The following is a 21815-nucleotide window of genomic DNA, read 5'->3' as shown; positions in this document are numbered from 1 at the left end:
CCCAATCGCTGGCAAGCCAGCTCCCACAGGTGCAATGCCAAGGCCAGCGATTGCATTGTGGGAGCCGGCTTGCCGGCGATGAGGCCTTCTCAGGCATAAAAAAACCGGCGCACCAGGCGCCGGTTCTTTTTGCCTTCAGAGCCTCACAGCCCTTCGAGCATTGCCTTGTTGCGCACCGCGCCCTTGTCGGCGCTGGTGGCCAGCAGGGCATAGGCCTTCAGTGCAGTGGTCACTTTACGTGGGCGCACTTCCGCCGGCTTCCAGCCCTTCTTGTCCTGCTCGACACGACGCGCGGCCAGCTCTTCATCGCTGACCAGCAGGTTGATCGAACGGTTGGGGATGTCGATCAGCACTTTGTCGCCATCGCGCACCAGGCCGATGGCGCCGCCTGCGGCGGCTTCCGGCGAGGCATGGCCGATGGACAGGCCCGAGGTGCCGCCGGAGAAGCGGCCATCGGTGAGCAGCGCGCACGCCTTGCCCAGGCCCTTGGACTTCAGGTACGAGGTCGGGTAGAGCATCTCCTGCATGCCAGGGCCGCCTTTCGGGCCTTCGTAGCGGATGATGACGATATCGCCGGCCTTCACTTCGTCGGCGAGGATGCCACGCACGGCGCTGTCCTGGCTCTCGAAGATCTTCGCGTTGCCTTCGAACACGTGGATCGACTCATCCACGCCGGCGGTCTTCACCACGCAGCCGTCCAGGGCGATGTTGCCGTACAGCACGGCCAGGCCGCCCTCTTGCGAGTAGGCGTGCTCGAAGCTGCGGATGCAGCCGTTTTCGCGGTCGTCGTCCAGGGTTTCCCAGCGGGTCGACTGGCTGAACGCGGTTTGCGTGGGGATACCGGCCGGGCCTGCCTTGAAGAAGGTGTGCACGGCTTCGTCATCGGTCTGGGTGATGTCCCACTTGGCGATGGCTTCTTCCATGCTGGGGCTGTGCACGGTCGGCAGGTCGGTGTGCAGCAGGCCGCCACGGGCCAGCGAGCCGAGAATGCTGAAGATGCCGCCGGCGCGATGCACGTCTTCCATGTGGTACTTCTGGATGTTCGGCGCCACCTTGCACAGCTGCGGCACCTTGCGCGACAGGCGATCGATGTCGCGCAGGTCGAAGTCCACCTCGCCTTCCTGGGCCGCGGCCAGCAGGTGCAGGATGGTGTTGGTCGAGCCGCCCATGGCGATGTCGAGCATCATGGCGTTCTCGAACGCCTTGAAGTTGGCGATGCTGCGCGGCAGCACCGACGCGTCGCCCTCGCCGTAGTAGCGCTTGCACAGCTCGACGATGGTGCGGCCTGCGGTAAGGAACAGCTGCTCGCGGTCGGAGTGGGTCGCCAGCGTGGAGCCGTTGCCCGGCAGGGCCAGGCCCAGGGCCTCGGTCAGGCAGTTCATCGAGTTGGCGGTGAACATGCCGGAGCACGAACCGCAGGTCGGGCAGGCGCTGCGCTCGTACTCGGCGACCTTCTCGTCGCTGGCCGAGGAGTCGGCGGCGATGACCATGGCGTCGACCAGGTCCAGGCCGTGGCTGGCCAGCTTGGTCTTGCCGGCTTCCATCGGGCCGCCGGAGACGAAGATCACCGGGATGTTCAGGCGCAGGGCGGCCATCAGCATGCCGGGGGTGATCTTGTCGCAGTTGGAGATGCAGACGATGGCGTCGGCGCAATGGGCGTTGACCATGTACTCGACGGCGTCGGCAATGATCTCGCGGCTGGGCAGCGAGTACAGCATGCCGTCGTGGCCCATGGCGATGCCGTCATCGACGGCAATGGTGTTGAATTCCTTGGCCACGCCACCGGCGCGTTCGATCTCGCGGGCAACCAGCTGGCCCAGGTCCTTCAGGTGCACGTGGCCCGGGACGAACTGGGTGAACGAGTTGGCGATGGCGATGATCGGTTTCTTGAAGTCTTCGTCCTTCATCCCGGTGGCGCGCCACAGGGCACGGGCGCCGGCCATGTTGCGGCCATGGGTGGAGGTCTTGGAACGATAATCAGGCATGGAGCGCTCCTGGCGGCTTAATCAGGTCACTAATGAGGGAGTGAGCTTCTCTTGTCCTAAAAACGCCGAAGGCCGGTTGCCACAGGCACGGATGGGGGTCGAAGGACCGCGCGGGATCGCCGCAGGCTCGACCAGAGCTCATAAACCCGCCGGGGGTGTCTGGCGATGAATGGCTCGATTCTACACCGCCGCGCTCGTGAGGGAATGGCGTTGTGATAATTGGCAGTCGCCAGCCCGCAAGGTAAAGGCCTTGGCGTGGTGCGAGCCGGTTTCGGTAGACTTGCGCGCCTCCTACCTCTCTGGCCAAAAGGATTTGCAATGCCAGCGCCAAGTCGCTCCTTATTGTTCTACGTCGTCATCGGCCTGATCCAGGGCCTGGTGTGGCTCACCACCGTGAAGGGGGAGGGTCAGCTGCTGGGTTTCAGCCTGTCGGTAGCCCTGTGCGTCGCGGTGGCGGTAGCGGGCGTGAACCTGCAGTTGCTTGGCAGCGCGGTGCTGCAGCGTGGCACCGGCTGGTTGGTACTGGGCCTGACCGTGCTGCTCAGCGGGATCAGTGCCTGGCTCTTCGATACCGGGCATATGGACTGGCTGCAGCAGACCTGGTGCCTGGCCGCCATCGTGCTGGCCTATATCGGCACTGCGTTCATTCTCGCCTGGCCGACCGGCGAAGGGTTGCGCCCGCGCTACGAAGATCTGTTCCGGCATGCCTGGAACAACGTTTTCATCGTCTTCCTGGCACAGCTGCTGACCGGACTGTTCTGGCAACTGCTGTGGTTGTGCGCGCTGCTGTTCAGCATGCTGGGCGTTGCGCAGGTCAAGGACGCGGTGGAGTCACCGGTGTTTCTCTGGCTGGTGTTGCCGGTGGTGTTTTCGCTGGGCATGCGCATGGGCCGGGAAAACGAGAAGATCATCGGCCTGCTGCGCGGCATCCTGCTGACGCTGTGCCGCTTCCTGCTGCCGCTCAGTGCGCTGATCGCCGTGCTGTTCACCCTGACATTGCCGTTCTCCGGCCTGCAACCGGTGTGGGACACTGGCTATTCGACCACTCTTCTGTTGGTACTGGCGGGCATCAACCTGTTCCTGGTCAACGGCGTGTTCCAGGATGGCCGGCAAGGTAGCGTCTACCCCGCGCCGCTCAAGCGCCTGGTGGAGGCCAGCCTGCTGTGCCTGCCGGTGCTGGTGGGCCTGGCGGCCTATGCGAGCTGGCTGCGTATCGACCAGTACGGGCTGACACCGACACGGATCATGGCGTCGATGCTGGTGGGCGTGATGCTGGCGCATGGCCTGGCGGCGGTCTGGGCGGTGCTGGCGTCGCGCCAGGCCTGGCTGCACAGCCTGCGCCTGAGCAATCCATGGATCGCCCTGCTCAGTGCACTGTTGGTGGTGGTGTTCTACACGCCGCTGCTCGATCCGCAGGCATTGAGTGCGAGGAGCCAGGTGCAGCGTCTGGTCAACGGGCACACGCCGATCACCGAGTTCGACGCCGAGACCTTGTATCGCGACCTCGGCCAGCCGGGGCGTGAAGCCTTCGAGCAGCTCGAGCAGCGGCTGCAGACGGATGAACTGTTCGATGCGGGCCGCCGCCAGCAGTTGTTGGTGCAGATGGCCCAGGTGCGTCAACCTACAGTGGCCGAAGACCATGGCCCGAAGTTCGAGTGGCTCGGGCCGGTGCAATCGAGCAGCGAATCATTGGCCGACGCGACGCTTGCGCAAAGCCAGTGCGGTGGCAAGGGCTGCTACCTGTGGGCAGTCGACCTGGATGGCGACGGGCACAACGAAGTGCTGATGATCCCCCGGCACACCTATGCATCGCAGCTGTTCGTGTTCACCTGGGAAGACCGCGAGTGGCGCGAGGTGGGCAGCCTGAGCGGCAACATGGAAAACCTCGAAAGCCTGGCCAACGGTATTCGCGAGGGGGCGGTGAAACTGGTGGCGCCGCGTTACAAGACGCTGAGCATCGATGGCCAGGAGCTGCGGCCGGAGTTCAGGCGCTAGCGCCCGGCGCGGAAACTCCCCGGGGGCCGCTTGGCGGCCCTTCGCGGGCAAAAGGTCACTGCTGGCCGATGCCCTGCAGGTACTCCGACCGCTCATCGCTACGTTGCGCCACGCAGGTGTCCCACGCCGCCTCGAACGCCTTGCTGCCGGGTTTCTCGGCCCAGGTCTCGACCTTGCAGTCGGCGTCACGCAGCTGCGTCCAGAGTTTCTCGGCGGCTTCCATCTTGCCGCTCAGCGCCGCGGCCTTGTCGCTTTCATCCGCGTACTGGTCGCGAATGCGCTGCATGAGGTCGTCATAAGCCGCCTTCAGCTCGCGTTCGGCGGTCTGCTTGTTGTAGGCGGCGCAGGCATAGCCCTGCTGGTCGGTCTCGACGTTGTCGCAGGGGGTGCTTTCCTCTTCGGCAGCGTGAGCGCCGAAAGCCACTGCCAGCAAGACCAGCCATGCCATTGATTTCATCGGGTTTCTCCTGAAGAGGCTGCGAGTCGCTGGATTCTCGCTCAGCCCAGGCCCGGGCGATAGCTCCCCGAGAAAATGTTCATGAAACAGCGTTGTCGAGACTCGCTCTCATTGCCGAGGGGCGCGTTAGAGCGTGCCAGGTCGGCCATTGACGCTTTCGGCAAACCCCCTGTCGTTTTTGCATCGGGGCGCCTCGGGCCGCAGGCATATGCTGGCCCCAAAGCGTCGGCACAAGGTTCGGCGCCTGCAAACTTCAATAAAAGGGGACAGCCTGATGAGCCCAGCCGAACTTCACGCCGACAGCATCGTCATCGACGGCCTGATCATTGCCAAATGGAACCGCGAGCTGTTCGAGGACATGCGCAAGGGCGGGCTGACCGCGGCCAACTGCACGGTCTCGGTGTGGGAGGGCTTCAAGGCCACCGTCGACAACATCGCTTCCAGCCAGAAGCTGATCCGCGAAAACAGCGACCTGGTGATGCCGGTGCGTACCACCGCCGACATCCGCAAGGCCAAGGAACTGGGCAAGACCGGCATCCTCTTCGGCTTCCAGAACGCCCACGCGTTCGAGGACCAGATCGCCTACGTCGACGTGTTCAAGCAACTGGGCGTGGGCATCGTGCAGATGTGCTACAACACCCAGAACCTGGTCGGCACCGGCTGCTACGAGCGCGACGGCGGGCTGTCGGGCTTCGGTCGCGAGATCGTCGCCGAGATGAACCGCGTCGGCATCATGTGCGACCTGTCCCATGTCGGCTCGAAAACCTCCGAGGAAGTCATCCTCGAATCGAAGAAGCCGGTCTGCTATTCCCACTGCCTGCCTTCAGGCCTCAAGGAACATCCGCGCAACAAGTCCGACGCAGAGCTGAAATTCATCGCCGACCACGGCGGTTTCGTCGGTGTGACCATGTTCGCGCCGTTCCTGGCCAAGGGCATCGACTCGACCATCGACGACTACGCCGAAGCCATCGAGTACACCATGAACATCGTCGGTGAAGACGCCATCGGTATCGGTACCGACTTCACCCAGGGCCACGGCCAGGACTTCTTCGAGTATCTGACCCACGACAAGGGCTACGCCCGGCGCCTGACCAACTTCGGCAAGATCATCAACCCACTGGGCATCCGCACCGTCGGCGAGTTCCCCAACCTCACCGAGACCTTGCTCAAACGCGGCCACAGCGAGCGCGTGGTGCGCAAGATCATGGGCGAAAACTGGGTCAACGTCCTGAAGGACGTCTGGGGCGAGTAAGCCGCTCTCCAAGCCTGAAAGCCCCTGCCAGCAACGCCGGGGCACACCAATAAAAATTTGTATGGAGTTGAGTTTCCATGGCCAAGATCGCCCCGCAATTGCCAATTGAAGTCGACAGCGAGACCGGTGTCTGGACCAGTGACGCCCTGCCGATGCTGTATGTGCCACGGCATTTCTTCGTCAACAACCACATGGGCATCGAGGAAGTGCTGGGCGCCGACGCCTATGCCGAGATCCTCTACAAGGCCGGCTACAAGTCCGCCTGGCACTGGTGCGAGAAGGAAGCCGAATGCCATGGCCTGGAAGGCGTGGCGGTGTTCGAGCATTACATGAAGCGCCTGAGCCAGCGTGGCTGGGGCCTGTTCGAAATCCAGGACATCGACCTGGAAAAAGGCACCTGCAGCGTCAAGCTCAAGCACTCGGCGTTCGTGTACGTGTACGGCAAGTGCGGCCGCAAGGTCGACTACATGTTCACCGGCTGGTTCGCCGGCGCCATGGATCAGATTCTCGCCGCTCGCGGCAGCTCGATCCGCACCGTGGCCGAGCAGGTCTACGGCGGGTCGGAAGAAGGCCACGAAGATGGCCTGTTCGTTACAAAGCCGTTGTAAGCCGGAGATAGCGTCATGGCCTTCGAAGCAATGTTCCAGCCGATCCAGATCGGCAAGCTGACCATCCGCAACCGCGTGCTCAGCACCGCGCACGCCGAGGTGTATGCCACCGACGGCGGCATGACCACCGACCGCTATGTGAAGTACTACGAAGAGAAGGCCAAGGGCGGCATCGGCCTGGCGATCTGCGGTGGCTCGTCGGTGGTGGCCATCGACAGCCCGCAGGAGTGGTGGGCCTCGGTCAACCTGTCCACCGACCGCATCATCCCGCACTTCCAGAACCTCGCCGACGCCATGCACAAGCATGGCGCCAAGATCATGATCCAGATTACCCACATGGGCCGGCGTTCGCGTTGGGACGGCTTCAACTGGCCAACGCTGATGTCACCCTCGGGCATCCGTGAACCGGTTCACCGCGCCACCTGCAAGACCATCGAGGTGGAAGAGATCTGGCGGGTGATCGGCAATTACGCCCAGGCTGCGCGTCGGGCCAAGGAGGGCGGCCTGGACGGCGTCGAGCTGTCGGCCGTGCACCAGCACATGATCGACCAGTTCTGGAGCCCGCGGGTCAACAAGCGTACCGATGAATGGGGCGGCACCTTCGAAGGCCGCATGAAGTTCGGCCTGGAAGTGCTCAAGGCCGTGCGCAAGGAAGTCGGCGACGACTTCTGCGTGGGCATGCGCATCTGCGGCGACGAGTTCCACCCCGATGGCCTCAGCCACGAGGACATGAAGCAGATCGCCGCCTACTACGACGCCACCGGCATGCTCGATTTCATCGGCGTGGTCGGCTCGGGCTGCGACACCCACAACACCCTGGCCAACGTCATCCCCAACATGAGCTACCCGCCGGAGCCGTTCCTGCACCTGGCGGCCGGCATCAAGGAAGTGGTCAAGGTCCCGGTGCTGCACGCGCAGAACATCAAGGACCCGAACCAGGCCACGCGCATTCTCGAAGGCGGCTACGTGGACATGGTCGGCATGACCCGCGCGCACATGGCCGACCCGCACCTGATCGCCAAGATCAAGATGGGCCAGATCGACCAGATCAAGCAGTGCGTCGGTGCCAACTACTGCATCGACCGCCAGTACCAGGGCCTGGATGTGCTGTGCATCCAGAACGCCGCGACCTCCCGTGAATACCTGGGCGTGCCGCACATCATCGAGAAGACCACCGGGGTCAAGCGCAAGGTGGTGGTGGTTGGCGCAGGCCCCGCCGGCATGGAAGCGGCCCGCGTGGCAGCCGAACGTGGCCACGATGTGACCCTGTTCGAGAAGAAGGAGCAGATTGGCGGGCAGATCACCATCGCCGCCAAGGCCCCGCAGCGTGACCAGATTGCTGGTATCACCCGCTGGTACCAGCTGGAGCTGGCGCGTTTGAAGGTCGACCTGCGCCTGGGCACTGCCGCCGACGTGGCGACCATCCAGGACCTGCGCCCGGATGTGATCGTGCTGGCGGTGGGCGGGCACTCGTTCCTTGAACAGAACGAGCACTGGGGCGCTGCCGAAGGTCTGGTGGTCAGCAGCTGGGACGTGCTCGACGGCAAGGTCGCGCCGGGCAAGAACGTGCTGGTGTACGACACCATCTGCGAATTCACCGGCATGTCGGTGGCCGACTTCATTGCCGACAAGGGCAGCCAGGTCGAGATCGTCACCGACGACATCAAGCCGGGCGTGGCCATGGGCGGCACCACCTTCCCGACCTACTACCGCAGCATGTACCCGAAAGAAGTGATCATGACCGGCGACATGATGCTGGAGAAGGTCTACCGCGAAGGCGACAAGCTGGTGGCGGTGCTCGAGAACGAGTACACCGGCGCCAAGGAAGAACGGGTGGTCGACCAGGTGGTGGTGGAAAACGGCGTGCGTCCCGATGAGCAGCTGTACTACGCGCTCAAGGACGGTTCGCGCAACAAGGGCCAGATCGATGTGGAGGCGCTGTTCGCCATCAAGCCGCAGCCGATCCTCAGCCAGCCGGGCGAGGGCTACCTGCTGTACCGCATCGGCGACTGCGTGGCCCAGCGCAACGTGCACGCGGCGATCTACGACGCCTTGCGGCTGTGCAAGGATTTCTGAGCCCAGGACCAACGCGGTTCCTGTAGGGAGAACACGGTGGGAGCGGGCTTGCCCCGCGATAGCGCCAGCAGGTGCAACCTGATTGGCCGATCGGACGCTATCGCGGGGCAAGCCCGCTCCCACCGACCTCTCCCACAGGGACCGACGCACGCTTACCGCTGTTGTGGGAGCCTCCCATGTTGAACACCCTTCTACCCATTCTGCTGTTCACCGCTCTCGCCCTGGCGGTGCTCGGCGCCCTGCGCCGGGTGCGCATGTGGCGGCGCGGGCGGCCAAGCGAGGTCGACCTGATCGGCGGTCTGCTGGCCATGCCGCGGCGCTACCTGGTGGACCTGCACCATGTGGTCGAGCGCGACAAGTACATGTCCAAGACCCACGTGGCCACCGCTGGCGGCTTCGTGCTCTCGGCCGTGCTGGCGATCCTGGTGCACGGCTTCGGCCTGCACAGCAAGATCCTCGGTTACGCCTTGCTGGTGGCCACGGTGATCATGTTCACCGGCGCTCTATTCGTCTTCAAACGCCGCCTCGATCCGCCTGCGCGCCTGTCCAAAGGCCCGTGGATGCGCCTGCCCAAGAGCCTGCTGATGTTCGCGGCGAGCTTCTTCATTGCTACCTTGCCGGTGGCGGGGATCCTGCCTGAAGGCACGGGCGGCTGGGTACTGGTCGCACTGCTGGGTATCGGCGTTGTTTGGGGCGTGTCCGAGCTGTTTTTCGGCATGACCTGGGGCGGGCCGATGAAGCACGCCTTCGCCGGTGCCCTGCACCTGGCCTGGCACCGCCGCGCCGAACGCTTTGGCGGTGGCCGCTCCACTGGCCTCAAGCCGCTGGATCTGGAAGACCCGAATGCGCCGCTGGGCGTGGAAAAGCCGGTGGATTTCACCTGGAACCAGTTGCTCGGTTTCGACGCCTGCGTGCAGTGCGGCAAATGCGAGGCCATGTGCCCGGCGTTCGCCGCTGGCCAGCCGCTGAACCCGAAGAAACTGATCCAGGACATGGTCATCGGCCTGGCCGGTGGCACCGACGCGCGGTTCGCCGGCAGCCCGTACCCGGGCAAGCCGATCGGCGAACATGGCGGCCACCCGCACCAGCCGATCGTCAACGGCCTGGTGGATGCCGAGACGCTGTGGTCGTGCACGACTTGCCGCGCCTGCGTCGAGGAATGCCCGATGATGATCGAGCACGTCGATGCCATCGTCGACATGCGCCGCCATCTGACCCTGGAAAAGGGCGCCACGCCGAACAAGGGCGCCGAGGTGCTGGACAACCTGATCGCCACCGACAACCCCGGCGGCTTCGCCCCCGGCGGGCGGATGAACTGGGCGGCCGACCTCAACCTGAAGCTGCTCCCAGAGGTGAAAACCACCGAGGTGCTGTTCTGGGTGGGCGATGGCGCCTTCGACATGCGCAACCAGCGCACCCTGCGCGCCTTCGTCAAAGTGCTCAAAGCGTCCGGCGTGGACTTCGCCGTGCTCGGCCTGGAAGAGCGCGATAGCGGTGACGTGGCGCGCCGCCTGGGCGACGAGGCAACGTTCCAGCAACTGGCCAAGCGCAATATCCAGACCCTGGCCAAATATCAGTTCCAGCGCATCGTCACCTGCGACCCGCACAGCTTCCATGTGCTGAAGAACGAGTACGGCGCCCTTGGCGGCGAGTACCAGGTGCAGCACCACAGCACCTACATCGCCGAACTGATCGCCGCCGGCAAGCTCAACCTCGGCCAGCACAAGGGCGGTAGCGTGACCTATCACGATCCCTGCTACCTGGGCCGCTACAACGGCGAGTACCAAGCCCCGCGCGACGTGCTCAGGGCCCTCGGTATCGAGGTACGCGAAATGCAGCGCTCGGGCTTCCGTTCCCGCTGCTGTGGCGGAGGCGGCGGTGCGCCGATCACCGATATCCCCGGCAAGCAGCGTATCCCCGACATGCGCATGGACGATATCCGCGAGACCGAAGCGGAGCTGGTGGCCGTGGGCTGCCCGCAGTGCACGGCGATGCTCGAAGGCGTGGTCGAACCGCGCCCACAGATCAAGGACCTGGCCGAGCTGGTCGCCGATGTACTGATCGAAGATGAGGCCCCCGCCAGCGCAAAGTCGCCAGCGGCGAAACGTGAACCTGCGGAGGTGCACTGATGAGCGACATCATCCGCCGCGACCCACGCGCCGAGTGGATCGCCCGTAACCGCCTGCACCCGCTGCATGCGGCCATGCAGACGCAACAAACCAGCTGGATGGGCCCCAATGGGCTGATGCGCAAGAATCCCCATGCGATTGCTGCCGGCTTCATCGGCCCCAACGGCCTGAAGCGCATCGACCGCAGCGGCGCCCAGCAGGGCACCAGTGTCGGTGGCCGGCGCACGGCAGCTGCCGAAGTGCAGTTGCCGCTGCACAGCGTGGCTGCGCCTGCGTTCTATATCGCCGTGGTCCCGGATATGGTCGGCGGTCGTCTCGGCAGCCATGACCGCGATCTGCTCGGCCTGGCCCACAGCCTGGCCGGTAGCGACGGTGCGGTGCTGGCCGTGGTGTTCGGCGAGCACAAGGAAAGCAACTTTTCCACAGCCGGCGTCGACCGCCTGCTGGTCATCGAGGGTGAGGCCTTCGAGGGTTATGCACCGGAACAACTGGTCCAGGGCCTGCGGGCTGTGGATAACCAGTTCGCCCCACGCCACTGGCTGCTGCCCGACAGCCGCAGCGGTGGTGGCGAGCTGGGCCGACGTTTCGCCGCAGCCCTGGGTGAGCGCCCGGCAACAAGGGTGTGGCAGGTCAAGGATGGCCAGTGCATCGGCCGTGCCGGCGCGGGCCAGCAGGATATCCAGCGCGACGTGCCGCGGTTGATCCTCGCCGCTGCCGAATGCGCCGAGCCGGTAAGCGAGACTCGCCATGAAGCCCTGCCGGTGGAGTTGTCCACAGGCGTGGCGCGCAGCCTGTCGCGCATCGAAGACCTCGGCTCGGTGGCCGTGGACCCGGCGGCCATCGCCATGGCCGAAGCCGAGTTCATCGTCTCCGGCGGCAACGGGGTCAAGGACTGGGATCTGTATCACCGGGCCACCGCTGCCTTGGGCGCCACCGAAGGCGCGTCGCGGGTGGCGGTGGACGACGGCTTCATGCCGCGCAACCGCCAGGTCGGCGCTACCGGCACCTGGGTTACCGCACGGGTGTATGTGGCTGTGGGTATCTCCGGCGCCATCCAGCACCTGCAGGGCATCGGTGCCTGCGACAAGGTGGTGGCGATCAACATGGACCCGGGCTGCGACATGATCAAACGGGCCGACCTGTCGGTGATCGGCGACAGCTCGGCGATTCTCCAGGCACTGATCGAGGCTGTGGACAACTTCCGCAGCAGCGGCCAGCGCGACGCGGCATAGGGGCAGCGAGCATGAGTACGAAAGTCATCAGCCTGGTCTCGATCGGCGCCCACCCCAGCTCCGGCCGCGCCCGACGCGCCGAGCAGGATGCCCGTGCCGTGGAACTGGGCTTGCAACTGGCTGGGGATAACTTGCAGGTGGTGCATGCTGGCGATCCTCGGGAAGAGGCGCTGCGTGCGTATCTGGGCATGGGGCTGGATCATCTGGATGTGCTGGAACAGCCTGCGGGCGCCGATGTCTTGGGCGTGCTCGGCGATTATCTGCGCGAGGCGGGTGCCCAGCTGGTGCTGGCTGGCAGCCAGGCCGAAACCGGTGAAGGCTCGGGCATGCTGCCATTCCTTCTGGCCGAGAAACTGGGCTGGCCGCTGGTGGTGGGGTTGGCCGAGGTCGAGTCCATCGACAACGGCACTGCCCAGGTGCTGCAGGCACTGCCACGCGGCCAGCGGCGTCGCCTGAAAGTGCGCCTGCCATTGCTGGCGACTGTGGATAACGCCGCGCCCAAGCCACGGCAATCGGCCTTCGGCCCGGCCCGGCGCGGTGTGCTGGCGGCGCGCACGGTAGAAGTCGTGGACGATCCGCTGCTGGCCGAAGACGCCCTGCAACCGGCCCGCCCACGACCCAAGCGGCTCAAGGTGATCAAGGCCAAGAGTGGCGCCGACCGTATGAAGGCTGCCACGGCCAAGGCCAGTGGCGGAGGCGGCAAGGTACTAAAGGATGTTTCTCCACAGGAAGGGGCCGAGGCCATTCTCAAATTGCTGATGGAGGAGGGGGTGCTGCGCTGATTTACCCACAATGGCTGTTGGTCACATTGTGGATAATTTGTTCGAAAACCGCTGTAAGCCATGTACGACAGGGCTTATAAAGAATTGGTCGAATTTTGAACAGTAGTGTTTTCGCTGGGGCGGAGACTCGGCATTGGGGGAGAATTCAAATATGCACAGGGTAGGGCTAGAAGGTTTCGAGTTTTCAACAAAGCCTGTTCATGCCTCTGTGGATAATTTGTTTGCTCAAGGCTGCGGGCCCGGACTTCATTGAGCTGCCCAGAAGTGACTATTTTTTGAGCCGCGGTGGGCGGCGGAGCCGTTGGATAAATAGGTCGGGCCGTACCCGTCAATAGCTTAAAGGGGTCCCCATGGACCAAGCTGTCTGTCTGACCTAGCAATTTTGCCAGTTAAAGCTCGGTGGTAGTGGGTGATAGCGTTGCTGTCACGTCAGACAGGAGCCTACCCATGTTCAAGAAAAAGCTATTAGCGAGCGACCACCTGCTGAGCACTAGCCTTGCTTTGGACGCTTCAGGATATGCGCTTGCTTCCTATACCCCATTCGGTGACCGTTGCGCGTTAACGGGTTTCGCGCGCATGGGGTATTCAGGGCAGTTTCGTGAATCAGGATCGGGTAGTTACCTGCTGGGCAATGGCCGTAGGGCTTACAACGCTCAGCTGATGCGTTTCCATTCTCCCGATACGCTGAGCCCTTTTGGTGCCGGAGGCCTGAACCCCTATGCGTATTGCAAGGGGGACCCCATCAACATGACGGACCCAAGCGGTAATATTCCTGGGTACAAGGCGACTGTGGCAGGTAATTTGCCGGCGCTGTATGTGGCCGGCAGAGAAGTAGTCAAGATGATAAAAAATCGAGAATTGCCATCGACAGCGGATGCGATTACCGCGCTCATTGCTGCTCCCGTCGCCGCAGTGGGGATGTATAGTGCTTTGCTGCAGTACCACGGGGAACCCGCTGGTGATGACTATGCTAACTGGACAACGGGCATAAATGGTTTTGGCACATTCGGGTACCTGTTTGGAAAAGATATGCTGAAGGGCGGCAGTTACTATCTTAACAAGCTCCAGGCATTGGCTGCGCCTGTGGCCAACCGTGTCCAACAGAGTTTCCGGACCATACATGCGGACGAAATCGCAATGGCGGAAATGGCCCAGGAAAATGAAAAAGTGCTTAGCACGTTCAAAACTCAGCACAGCGTCGTAGATGTCAGGGGCAGCCGCCCGGGCTCGACTAGCTCTGATAGCGATCCCGAACCTTCCGATCATGCCGCTGCATTGAGGCGAGTTGATTAATTTTCCGGTTAGGATACTCCGTCAACTTTGACGCAGTTACGATTCGTTTTGACTATTCGCCCTGTCGAGGTAACGACCATGTTCACCTCTCTCTCATTGTTGCAGACTGATCTTCAGCACAGCACCCTAGCTGTCAGGCTACGAGGCGGTCCTAGATTTATTGCTTATACCGTATATGGCGCAAGTCCGGTAATGCCCGCCGGGCCATTGATGGGTTTTGATGGGATAGTGCGTGAAAGTTTCTTGAAGGGGTATCTGCTCGGAAATGGCTATCGGGTATTCAGTCCCGTGCTGATGCGTTTTTTTTCTGCCGACCAGATGAGTCCATTTGGGCGAGGTGGGATAAATACCTACGCATACTGTCATGGAGATCCAGTTAATTTTCGAGATGACACTGGGAGAACGCCAGGAAAGCAAAGGTTAGGTAGGAAGATATCCCCGGCGGATTTTCAGTCTGCTCAATTATATGATCTTTCAAATCGGGCTGTGAGTTTAAATTTAGCAATTAAAGAACTGGATGATAGGCTGGTGTCTAGCCAGAAGGTGCTAGTCGAAAATATTAGCCCCTCTTCGGTTAATCCAAGCAAAGCGGAAATAATGCTTAGAAAAACTATCGTGGAACTGTATCTTCGCAAGCAAAGTTTCGAAGAGTCGTTAATGCAAGTCACTCAACAGCTTAATGAGCTTTCACCACCAGGGTCGCAAGCGTCAAGTGATACAGAGTCAAGTGGAAGCGTACCTCCTTCACCAGGTTCATTAAACGTACAGACCATGAATGTCCGAGGTTCATCGAGCACTGCAGATTATCGAGAGGAAAGTAACAGGTTTTTCTAGGGGAAACCGTCATGACAATCAATGCGCTGTTTTATCAAACTGACAGGCAAAGAAGCACGTTGAGCAGCCTCACAGGTGGTGCATACACCGTCTACGGATTTGTGAAGTCACCTAGCGCGTTACTGGGGTTCGCAGGTCAGTTGGGTGAGTGTAGTCTGAACGGGTACGCGCTCGGTAATGGTCATCGTTTTTACAGTCCCTCCCTGATGCGTTTTCTTTCTCCAGACGCATTGAGTCCTTTTGCCCAAGGGGGGATAAATTATTATGCCTATTGCGGGCTTGACCCTGTCAATCATGTAGACACTGATGGGCGACAGTTCTATTCAGTCGCGAAAAATAATCTCATGACGGCAAAAATTTTCATGGAAGGTATTCTTGTTTCCGAGAAAATTGTAAAGCGTGTTGTCACCGGCTCAGAGGTGCCATGGTATGAACCGAAAAAGCTTGGTGAATATGTTTCACACACGCTCAAGGCGACTGCAGTTGGATTGACCGCGATATCTGAGCTTGTAAGCAACCTGCCAGGCCCTACTACGCCGGGAGAGCAGGCGGGCTATGATGGACTGATGATTACCGCTGACAATTTGAAGGGAGCGGCCGCAGTATTCAGTCTAAGCGCGACAGGTGTCGACATTCTCATTGCCGGTGTAGATATTGTTCAGGCGATACAGAAAAAGAGGCAAGCCGGTCTGAGTCGCACCAACGATATGTTGAGGCAAGCAGGGGAGAATGAGGACTTTTTGAGCAGGCTGTAAGGGGATATTTGCTGTGTAGCAGAGGGCCTCCCGTAGTCGTTCCACGCGAACATAAGAAGACTACAGGGTTATAGCTGTGGCTGCGCAAGATGAGGGTGGAATGCCCTACATACCGACTGCCTATGGCCAGACAGCAAGTAGGGCTCCGAGGTTACTGAGAGGTCACTTCCTTTAAATAAGGGGCCGGCTCGGCACCTAAGTTGTTCAGCAGCCGCTGGCTATACCAGTCAATGAAATTCACCACCCCAAACTCATAGGTCTTCGAATACGGCCCCGGCTGATAGGCGGTTGAGTTGATCCCCCGTTGATTCTCCTCCGCCAACCGCCGATCCTGGTCATTGGTGGCATCCCACACCTTGCGCATCTCCTCGGGGTTGTAATCCACACCCTCCACCGCATCCTTGTGCACCAGCCACTTGGTGGTGACCATGGTTTCCTGCGCGCTGATCGGCCACACGGTGAACACGATCATGTGGTCGCCCATGCAGTGGTTCCACGAATGCGGCAGGTGCAGGATGCGCATCGAGCCCAGATCCGGGTTCTTGATGCGGCCCATCAGCTTCTTGCACGCCACCTTGCCGTCCATGGTCATCGACACGGTGCCCTTGAGCAGCGGCATGCGCACGATGCGATTACGCAGGCCATGACTCTTGTGCAGGTAGGGGATCTTCTCGGCGTCCCAGGCAGCGGCCGAGGCGGCGACGTGGTCCTTGAATTCCTGGCTGGCGCGGGGGTCGTTGGTGTCGTCCCACTCCAGCAGCGTCTTCAACAGCTCCGGGTGCGAGCCGCTGCAGTGGTAGCACTCGCGGTTGTTCTCCAGCACCAGCTTCCAGTTGGCCTTCTCCATCAAGGTGGTCTGCACCGCCACCTTGGTGTTCTCCATGTCGTAGGGTTCCATGTAGTGGTCGAGGGTGGCGAGGAACTCGTCGATGGCCGGCGGATTCTCGGCCAGGCTGATGAAAATGTAGCCACCGGCCACTTTCACGTTCACAGGCTTGAGGCCGTACTGGTTCATGTCGAAGTCGGCGCCCATCTCGGTGCCGGCGAACAGCAGCCGGCCATCGAGCTCATAGGTCCACTGATGGTAGTGGCAGACCAGCTTGGCCACCTTGCCTTTGTCGCTGACGCACAGGCGCGAGCCGCGGTGGCGGCAGACGTTGTGGAAGGCATGCACCTTACCTTCGGCACCGCGTATCACGATGATCGGGTTCTTGCCGATCTGCAGGGTGATGTAGTTGCCCTTGGTCGGGATCTCGCAAACCATGCCGGCGATCAGCCACTCCTTGTGGAAGATCTCCTGCATGTCGATCTGGAACAGGCGCTCATCGCAGTAGAACGGTTGCGGCAGCGAGTAGGTGCGCTCGCGGGTCTGCAGCATCTCGGCGGTGGCCTTGCGTGCAGGTTCCAGTGGATCGCCCAGGCTCAGGGTTGCGGTGACGTCCATCGTGTGGTCCTCGTGGCCGCGTGCGGCCGGCTGAAGTGGCTAATCGTTGTTGTAGTGCCGCAAGGCTGTTCTTCGAGATAAACAGCGTGTTGTTTTGCCGAGGAGTGTGCGTCCGGGCAGTGAAAGGACCATATCCACGGGCGACATGGCCGCATCGAATTCCGACGCGCCAGCCCTTGTAGCGCGGGGCTGGTCGCGATAAGCACGCCGATGTCGCGGATGGGAATGTACGTAGACGGCGCTATGCGCATTATCGGAGCCATAAGAAAGGCCGACAGTCGGCTGCTGGAGATGAACATGTCCGATACCTTCCTCAACCCGGTTACCACCCAGACCTGGGCCAATGGCCGCCACATCGTGCGTTGCGTCAAGGTCATCCAGGAAACCTGGGACGTGCGCACCTTCTGCTTCATGGCTGACCAGCCGATCATGTTCTTCTTCAAGCCCGGGCAGTTCGTCACCCTGGAACTGGAGATCGAAGGCAAGCCGGTGATGCGTTCGTACACCATCTCCAGCTCGCCGTCAGTGCCTTACAGCTTCTCGATCACCGTCAAGCGGGTGCCGGGTGGGCTGGTGTCCAACTTCCTCCACGACACCATGCACGAAGGCGCCGAGCTGCCGGTGCACGGGCCGGTAGGGCTGTTCAACGCCATCGACTTCCCGGCCGGCAAGACGCTGTACCTGTCCGGCGGCGTCGGCATCACCCCGGTGATGTCCATGGCGCGCTGGTTCTACGACACCAACGCCAATGTCGACATGGTGTTCGTGCACAGCGCCCGCTCGCCGAAAGACATCATCTACCACCGTGAGCTGGAGCAGATGGCCTCGCGCATCCCCAACTTCAGCCTGCACATCATCTGCGAGAAGCACGGGCTGGGCGAGCCGTGGGCGGGTTATCGGGGCTACTTGAACCAGCGGCTGATGGAGCTGATTGCCCCGGACTACCTCGAGCGCACCATCTTCTGCTGCGGCCCCACGCCCTACATGAGCGCGGTCAAGCGCATGCTCGAAGCGGTCGGCTTCGACATGAAGAACTACCACGAGGAATCGTTCGGCGCGACGCCGCCTGAAGCCAAGGCCGATGCGGTCGAGCACGCCGAAGCGGCGGCCGATGCGCCGGAAGTGGATGTGGCCGATCTGAATCTGGTGGAGTTCGTTGGCAGCGACAAGAGCATCCGCGTGGCCCCGGGCGAGACCGTGCATGCGGCGGCGGCCAAGGTCGGGCTGATGATCCCCAAGGCCTGCGGCATGGGCATCTGCGGCACCTGCAAGGTGCTCAAGCTCGGCGGCGAGGTGGAGATGGAGCACAACGGCGGGATCACCGAGGAGGATGAGGCCGAGGGCTACATCCTGTCGTGCTGCAGCGTGCCGAAGGGGGATGTGCGGATCGAGTATTGATCCATCAGGGAGCGCCGTAGGACAGGTGCGCTCCCACATGCTCCGCCTTCAGCTTCAGTTCTCTGTGATATGCCCAGCCCAAGTGGCTGGGTAATCCTCTGCGGAGATTGCGCCCGCATTGGCCTGTGAGTAGTGCTACCTGGTAATTCTGTCAGTTTCATACCTGCGGGGGCTGCTGTCAGTATGTCTGGGACGGCAAACGAACGCAGGTTGAACGGATATGTCGACTCCCCATCTGCTCGCTGCGGACAAGCAGAGAACGCCACTCTCTGGCACAGGCTTTTCCAACCGTTGCCATACGCCCTACGGAGCGTTGCCTTCTCACGACGGGCCGGTAGTCGCGTACTGCGGGGAGCCGCGTGACAGCGGGATGGATCGCTACCACCTGGGTAACGGCCATCGTGTCTACAACCCGACCCTCATGCGCTTTCAATCGGCTGACCGCCTCAGCCCGTTCGAGGCGGGAGGTCTGAATGCTTACGTTTACTGTATCGGTGACCCGATAAACCAGACCGATTCGAGCGGCAGAGCGTCAATACCAATGCTTGTATCTAAGCGGCCGAGGAGGTCCCCCCAACCTCAGGCTGACGTGACGTTCGGATCAGTGTTGAATGAAGTACCGCCCATCGTTGCGGTCGGTTCCGCGTTCCTCCTGGCCCTGAATGATGTCTCCAATCGATACACCCAGCCGGTAGCCGATTACAAGCCACTCACTGCGTCGAGGCAGGCGGGTATTGCCACTGCATTCTGGGTTGGCGTTTTAAAGTTTGTCGATACGACAGGCATCGTTGAAGTACCAGACGATCTCATCACTGGCGCAGCGCTGGGGAGCACTGGCTTGAACTACTGGGAAATGACGCGGGACATCTATCAGCGCATGCGCTCATCGGAGGCGAGTGTAGTCGGCATGTTGGCCTCGACTGCCTACCAGGTTACTGGCGCGAAGCTGCTTATGGATCAGATACTCAACAGAGGCAATCAGATACGGCAAAGTGACTATGAGGTTCTAGCGAGCTCCAACCGATCGTAGATGACATTCGACTGATCGGAGCACCGTGCCTGCAGGCTGGCATTGGATGCCAGCCTTTGTTCAAGGGTTCAGGTGCGGAACCGCGCCACCAACCCGTTCAGATCCACCGCCAGCCGCGACAGCTCGGCACTTGCCGCGCTGGTCTGGTGCGCCCCGGTAGCGCTCTGCACCGACAGGTCGTTGATGTTCACCAGGTTGCGGTCCACCTCGCGGGCCACCTGGGCCTGCTCCTCGGCGGCGCTGGCGATCACCAGGTTGCGCTCGTTGATCTGCGCCACCGCGCCGGCGATGGTGTCCAGCGCCAGGCCCGCGCCACGGGCGATGTTCAGGGTCGATTCGGCGCGCTCGGTGCTGGTGCGCATCGAGTCCACGGCCTGCTCGGTACCGCCCTGAATGCTGCCGATCATCCGCTCGATCTCGCTGGTGGACTGCTGGGTGCGGTGGGCCAGGGCGCGCACTTCGTCGGCAACCACGGCAAAACCACGGCCTGCCTCGCCGGCGCGGGCGGCCTCGATGGCGGCGTTGAGCGCCAGCAGGTTGGTCTGGTCGGCCAGGCCGCGAATCACGTCGAGCACCTTGCCGATATCACGGGACTGCTCGGCGAGGTGTGCGATCAGCTTGGCGGTGGCCTGCACATCGCCGCTCATGCGCTCGATGGCGCCCACGGTCTCCAGTACCAGGTCGCGGCCATCGCCGGCCGAACGGCTGGCTTCGCTGGAGGCTTCCGAAGTGCTGACCGCGTTACGGGCCACTTCTTCGACGGCACTGGTCATTTCGGTAACGGCGGTGGCGGCCTGCTCGATCTCGTTGTTCTGCTGCTGCAGGCCACGGGCGCTTTCGTCGGTGACGCTGTTCAGCTCTTCGGCGGCGGAGGCCAGCTGGGTGGCGGAGCCGGCGATCAGTTGCAAGGTGTCGCGCAGCTTGTCCTGCATCTTGGCCATGGCCTTGAGCAGGCGCGCGGCCTCGTCGGTGCCGTCGGCATGGATGCTATGGGTCAGGTCGCCTTCGGCGATCTGCTCGGCGGCCTTGAGCGCCTCGTCGATGGGCTTGACGATGCTGCGGGTGAGCAGGAAGGCGAACAGCAAGGTCAGCACCGTGGCCGCTACCAGCAGGCTGATGACCAGGGCAAAGGCGCCACTATACTGCTCGGCCGCCTGGGCGTTGGTGGCGCTGGTCTGGTCGGTGTTGATGCGCACCAGCGCGTCCATGACCTTGTTGATCTGCTCGGAGTTGTCCAGCAGGTCGCGGTTGAGCAGGTCACGCAGGGCATCGAGGTCACCGGCCTGGCTCAGGCTGCGCATGCGCGCCTCGAGCTGGCGGTACTGGTTGAGCAGCTGGCCGTATTGGTCGAAGGCGGCCTTCTCGTCGGCGGCGGTCACCAGTGGCTCGTAGGCGCGGCGCGCCTTGTCGATCTGCGCATTGCGCTCGTCCAGCAGGCGCAGGGTGTCTTGCTGGGTGGCCGGCTCGCGGTTGAGCAGCAGGCGGTAGGAGAGGGTGCGCAGGCGCAGGTTCAGTGCGGTCAGCTCGTCGAGGGTCTTGATGCTGGGCACGCTGACTTCTTCGATGGTCACGCCGGCCTGGCGGATATTGCCCATCTGGATCAGCGAGAAGATACCCAGGCCGAGCATCAGCACACCGATCACGGCGAACCCGAGCAACGCGCGGGGCGCGATATTCATATTGCGTAAGGACATGGAGGCGGTTTCCAAGGCAGAAGAGGTGCCGCGATCCATGCGACGGAAGAAGACCTGCCTGCCTATCGGTCGTGACCGGCCAGTCTTTAGGCTGACTTGATGAAATTGTGAGGCAGCTAACTATTTTCCTGACCAGCGGTTGACCCAAGTCGGAACAAGGGGGCTGATCCTGGGTCAACCTGAACCCGGCAAACACCTTTTGAATCCGATATTTAATGGCGAGGGCGCAGGTTTTTCCTTATCGTGTGCGCCCTTTGCAACAACCGAGATAGACGCATGTTGGAAACTTCCCTGAATCAACTCGAGCAACTGGTCAGCGACCTGATGCACAAGAACGCACAGCTGGCCGAACAGAACGCCAACCTCAGCCAGGAACTGGCCCAGGCCAAGGAAGAGAACGACAGCCTGCAGTTGTCGCTCATGGAGCAGGAAGAGAAGCACGGCGCCACCGCCGCGCGCATCCAGGCCTTGGTCGAGCGCGCCAGCGCAGGTGTCGTGAACGCATGAGACTGCAAGCGCAGCCGGTCAATGTCGTGTCGATCCTGGGCAACGACTATTCGCTGAAGGCCCCCGAGGGCCAGGAAGAAACCCTGAACCAGGCCGTGCGCATGCTCAATGTCGCCCTGGCCGAGACCAAGCGCAGCTACCCGACCCTGATCGGCGACAAGCTGCTGGTGCTGGCCGCCCTGAACCTGTGCTCCAAGCAGATCGAACTGCAGCGCGAGCACGACCGCACCCTCGAGCGCACCCAAGCGCAGATCGACGCTACGGTCGATGCCATCAGCAAGGCCGTCTCCGACGTCTGAATGACGCCATCGCGGGGCTTGCCCCGCGATGAGGCCATTACAGAC

General features: G+C 62.0%; 17 protein-coding genes and 2 pseudogenes. 15 read left to right on the top strand and 4 right to left on the bottom strand.

Going from position 1 to position 21815, the window contains the following annotated elements; genetic code table 11:
- Nucleotides 1-143 precede the first annotated feature (143 nt).
- Entirely contained in the window at nucleotides 144-1985 is a 1842-nt protein-coding gene (ilvD, locus tag AAHK21_RS12185) for a dihydroxy-acid dehydratase (protein WP_046857461.1), read from the bottom strand.
- Between the two features lie 318 nt (nucleotides 1986-2303).
- Here ilvD and AAHK21_RS12180 point away from each other — a divergent pair, with 318 nt between their 5' ends.
- Nucleotides 2304-3980 carry a DUF4153 domain-containing protein gene (locus AAHK21_RS12180; RefSeq protein WP_367857359.1) on the top strand — a complete coding sequence of 559 codons (1677 nt, stop codon included), beginning with the start codon at nucleotides 2304-2306 and terminating at the stop codon, nucleotides 3978-3980.
- Nucleotides 3981-4035: 55 nt separating this feature from the next.
- On the opposite strand, the gene AAHK21_RS12175 is transcribed toward AAHK21_RS12180, so the two are convergent.
- Entirely contained in the window at nucleotides 4036-4437 is a 402-nt protein-coding gene (locus AAHK21_RS12175) for a lysozyme inhibitor LprI family protein (protein WP_046857459.1), read from the bottom strand.
- A gap of 274 nt (nucleotides 4438-4711) precedes the next feature.
- On the opposite strand from AAHK21_RS12175, the gene AAHK21_RS12170 reads away from it, so the two are divergent.
- From AAHK21_RS12170 to AAHK21_RS12130, 9 genes and pseudogenes are all read left to right on the top strand, one after another.
- The gene (locus AAHK21_RS12170; RefSeq protein WP_011536164.1) at nucleotides 4712-5689 is read left to right on the top strand and encodes a dipeptidase; all 978 of its coding nucleotides are present in this window, start codon (nucleotides 4712-4714) and stop codon (nucleotides 5687-5689) included.
- Nucleotides 5690-5766: 77 nt separating this feature from the next.
- Nucleotides 5767-6297: a DUF5943 domain-containing protein gene (locus AAHK21_RS12165; protein ID WP_367857358.1), complete on the top strand. Its 531-nt coding sequence runs from the start codon at nucleotides 5767-5769 to the stop codon at nucleotides 6295-6297.
- 15 nt (nucleotides 6298-6312) lie between these two features.
- Nucleotides 6313-8373 (top strand): dimethylglycine demethylation protein DgcA, encoded by a 2061-nt coding sequence (gene dgcA / locus AAHK21_RS12160; protein ID WP_038707195.1) that lies wholly within the window; start codon nucleotides 6313-6315, stop codon nucleotides 8371-8373.
- Between the two features lie 176 nt (nucleotides 8374-8549).
- Nucleotides 8550-10502: a dimethylglycine demethylation protein DgcB gene (gene dgcB, locus AAHK21_RS12155; RefSeq protein WP_367857357.1), complete on the top strand. Its 1953-nt coding sequence runs from the start codon at nucleotides 8550-8552 to the stop codon at nucleotides 10500-10502.
- On the top strand, nucleotides 10502-11734 hold the full coding sequence (locus tag AAHK21_RS12150) for an electron transfer flavoprotein subunit alpha/FixB family protein (protein ID WP_367857356.1): 1233 nt from the start codon (nucleotides 10502-10504) through the stop codon (nucleotides 11732-11734). Before dgcB ends, AAHK21_RS12150 begins: the two co-directional genes overlap by 1 nt.
- Before the next feature lie 11 nt (nucleotides 11735-11745).
- Nucleotides 11746-12516 (top strand): electron transfer flavoprotein subunit beta, encoded by a 771-nt coding sequence (locus AAHK21_RS12145; RefSeq protein ID WP_367857355.1) that lies wholly within the window; start codon nucleotides 11746-11748, stop codon nucleotides 12514-12516.
- A 447-nt stretch (nucleotides 12517-12963) separates the two neighbouring features.
- The gene (locus AAHK21_RS12140) at nucleotides 12964-13809 is read left to right on the top strand and encodes an RHS repeat-associated core domain-containing protein (RefSeq protein WP_367857354.1); all 846 of its coding nucleotides are present in this window, start codon (nucleotides 12964-12966) and stop codon (nucleotides 13807-13809) included.
- Between the two features lie 78 nt (nucleotides 13810-13887).
- Nucleotides 13888-14208 (top strand): annotated as a pseudogene (locus AAHK21_RS12135) (RHS repeat-associated core domain-containing protein); the annotation flags it as partial.
- Nucleotides 14209-14654: 446 nt separating this feature from the next.
- Nucleotides 14655-15398, top strand: coding sequence for an RHS repeat-associated core domain-containing protein (locus AAHK21_RS12130; RefSeq protein WP_367857353.1), 744 nt, complete (start codon nucleotides 14655-14657; stop codon nucleotides 15396-15398).
- A gap of 151 nt (nucleotides 15399-15549) precedes the next feature.
- Here the strand turns inward: AAHK21_RS12130 and gbcA are convergent, their stop codons facing one another.
- A complete protein-coding gene (gbcA, locus tag AAHK21_RS12125) occupies nucleotides 15550-16842 on the bottom strand; it encodes a glycine-betaine demethylase subunit GbcA (RefSeq protein WP_367857352.1) in 1293 nt (430 codons plus the stop codon).
- A 297-nt stretch (nucleotides 16843-17139) separates the two neighbouring features.
- On the opposite strand from gbcA, the gene gbcB reads away from it, so the two are divergent.
- The 3 genes and pseudogenes from gbcB (at nucleotide 17140) to AAHK21_RS12110 (ending at nucleotide 19270) form a co-directional block, all read left to right on the top strand.
- Nucleotides 17140-18240, top strand: coding sequence for a glycine-betaine demethylase subunit GbcB (gene gbcB, locus AAHK21_RS12120; protein ID WP_046857453.1), 1101 nt, complete (start codon nucleotides 17140-17142; stop codon nucleotides 18238-18240).
- 220 nt (nucleotides 18241-18460) lie between these two features.
- Nucleotides 18461-18766 (top strand): annotated as a pseudogene (locus AAHK21_RS12115) (RHS repeat-associated core domain-containing protein); the annotation flags it as partial.
- Nucleotides 18767-18847: 81 nt separating this feature from the next.
- The gene (locus tag AAHK21_RS12110; RefSeq protein ID WP_367859043.1) at nucleotides 18848-19270 is read left to right on the top strand and encodes a hypothetical protein; all 423 of its coding nucleotides are present in this window, start codon (nucleotides 18848-18850) and stop codon (nucleotides 19268-19270) included.
- Between the two features lie 68 nt (nucleotides 19271-19338).
- Here the strand turns inward: AAHK21_RS12110 and AAHK21_RS12105 are convergent, their stop codons facing one another.
- Nucleotides 19339-20964 carry a methyl-accepting chemotaxis protein gene (locus tag AAHK21_RS12105; RefSeq protein WP_367857351.1) on the bottom strand — a complete coding sequence of 542 codons (1626 nt, stop codon included), beginning with the start codon at nucleotides 20962-20964 and terminating at the stop codon, nucleotides 19339-19341.
- 276 nt (nucleotides 20965-21240) lie between these two features.
- Here AAHK21_RS12105 and AAHK21_RS12100 point away from each other — a divergent pair, with 276 nt between their 5' ends.
- Nucleotides 21241-21471, top strand: a complete 231-nt coding sequence (locus AAHK21_RS12100) for a hypothetical protein (RefSeq protein WP_023630185.1) — start codon at nucleotides 21241-21243, stop codon at nucleotides 21469-21471.
- Entirely contained in the window at nucleotides 21468-21770 is a 303-nt protein-coding gene (locus tag AAHK21_RS12095; RefSeq protein ID WP_023630184.1) for a cell division protein ZapA, read from the top strand. The genes AAHK21_RS12100 and AAHK21_RS12095 overlap by 4 nt, the downstream gene beginning before the upstream one ends.
- The last annotated feature ends 45 nt before the right edge of the window (nucleotides 21771-21815 follow it).

The organism is Pseudomonas sp. TE50-2 (assembly GCF_040813665.1).
In the GTDB taxonomy this organism is placed as follows: Bacteria; Pseudomonadota; Gammaproteobacteria; order Pseudomonadales; family Pseudomonadaceae; genus Aquipseudomonas; species Aquipseudomonas soli.
Note: the sequence above shows the minus strand (reverse complement) of the source record. Positions and strands in the feature narration are given on the sequence as shown.

Coding starts and splice junctions, on each gene's coding strand:
- ilvD (WP_046857461.1), bottom strand. CDS start 1,985: ATGCCTGATTATCGTTCCAAGACCTCCACCCATGGCCGCAACATGGCC.
- AAHK21_RS12180 (WP_367857359.1), top strand. CDS start 2,304: ATGCCAGCGCCAAGTCGCTCCTTATTGTTCTACGTCGTCATCGGCCTG.
- AAHK21_RS12175 (WP_046857459.1), bottom strand. CDS start 4,437: ATGAAATCAATGGCATGGCTGGTCTTGCTGGCAGTGGCTTTCGGCGCT.
- AAHK21_RS12170 (WP_011536164.1), top strand. CDS start 4,712: ATGAGCCCAGCCGAACTTCACGCCGACAGCATCGTCATCGACGGCCTG.
- AAHK21_RS12165 (WP_367857358.1), top strand. CDS start 5,767: ATGGCCAAGATCGCCCCGCAATTGCCAATTGAAGTCGACAGCGAGACC.
- dgcA (WP_038707195.1), top strand. CDS start 6,313: ATGGCCTTCGAAGCAATGTTCCAGCCGATCCAGATCGGCAAGCTGACC.
- dgcB (WP_367857357.1), top strand. CDS start 8,550: ATGTTGAACACCCTTCTACCCATTCTGCTGTTCACCGCTCTCGCCCTG.
- AAHK21_RS12150 (WP_367857356.1), top strand. CDS start 10,502: ATGAGCGACATCATCCGCCGCGACCCACGCGCCGAGTGGATCGCCCGT.
- AAHK21_RS12145 (WP_367857355.1), top strand. CDS start 11,746: ATGAGTACGAAAGTCATCAGCCTGGTCTCGATCGGCGCCCACCCCAGC.
- AAHK21_RS12140 (WP_367857354.1), top strand. CDS start 12,964: ATGTTCAAGAAAAAGCTATTAGCGAGCGACCACCTGCTGAGCACTAGC.
- AAHK21_RS12130 (WP_367857353.1), top strand. CDS start 14,655: ATGACAATCAATGCGCTGTTTTATCAAACTGACAGGCAAAGAAGCACG.
- gbcA (WP_367857352.1), bottom strand. CDS start 16,842: ATGGACGTCACCGCAACCCTGAGCCTGGGCGATCCACTGGAACCTGCA.
- gbcB (WP_046857453.1), top strand. CDS start 17,140: ATGTCCGATACCTTCCTCAACCCGGTTACCACCCAGACCTGGGCCAAT.
- AAHK21_RS12105 (WP_367857351.1), bottom strand. CDS start 20,964: ATGTCCTTACGCAATATGAATATCGCGCCCCGCGCGTTGCTCGGGTTC.
- AAHK21_RS12100 (WP_023630185.1), top strand. CDS start 21,241: ATGTTGGAAACTTCCCTGAATCAACTCGAGCAACTGGTCAGCGACCTG.
- AAHK21_RS12095 (WP_023630184.1), top strand. CDS start 21,468: ATGAGACTGCAAGCGCAGCCGGTCAATGTCGTGTCGATCCTGGGCAAC.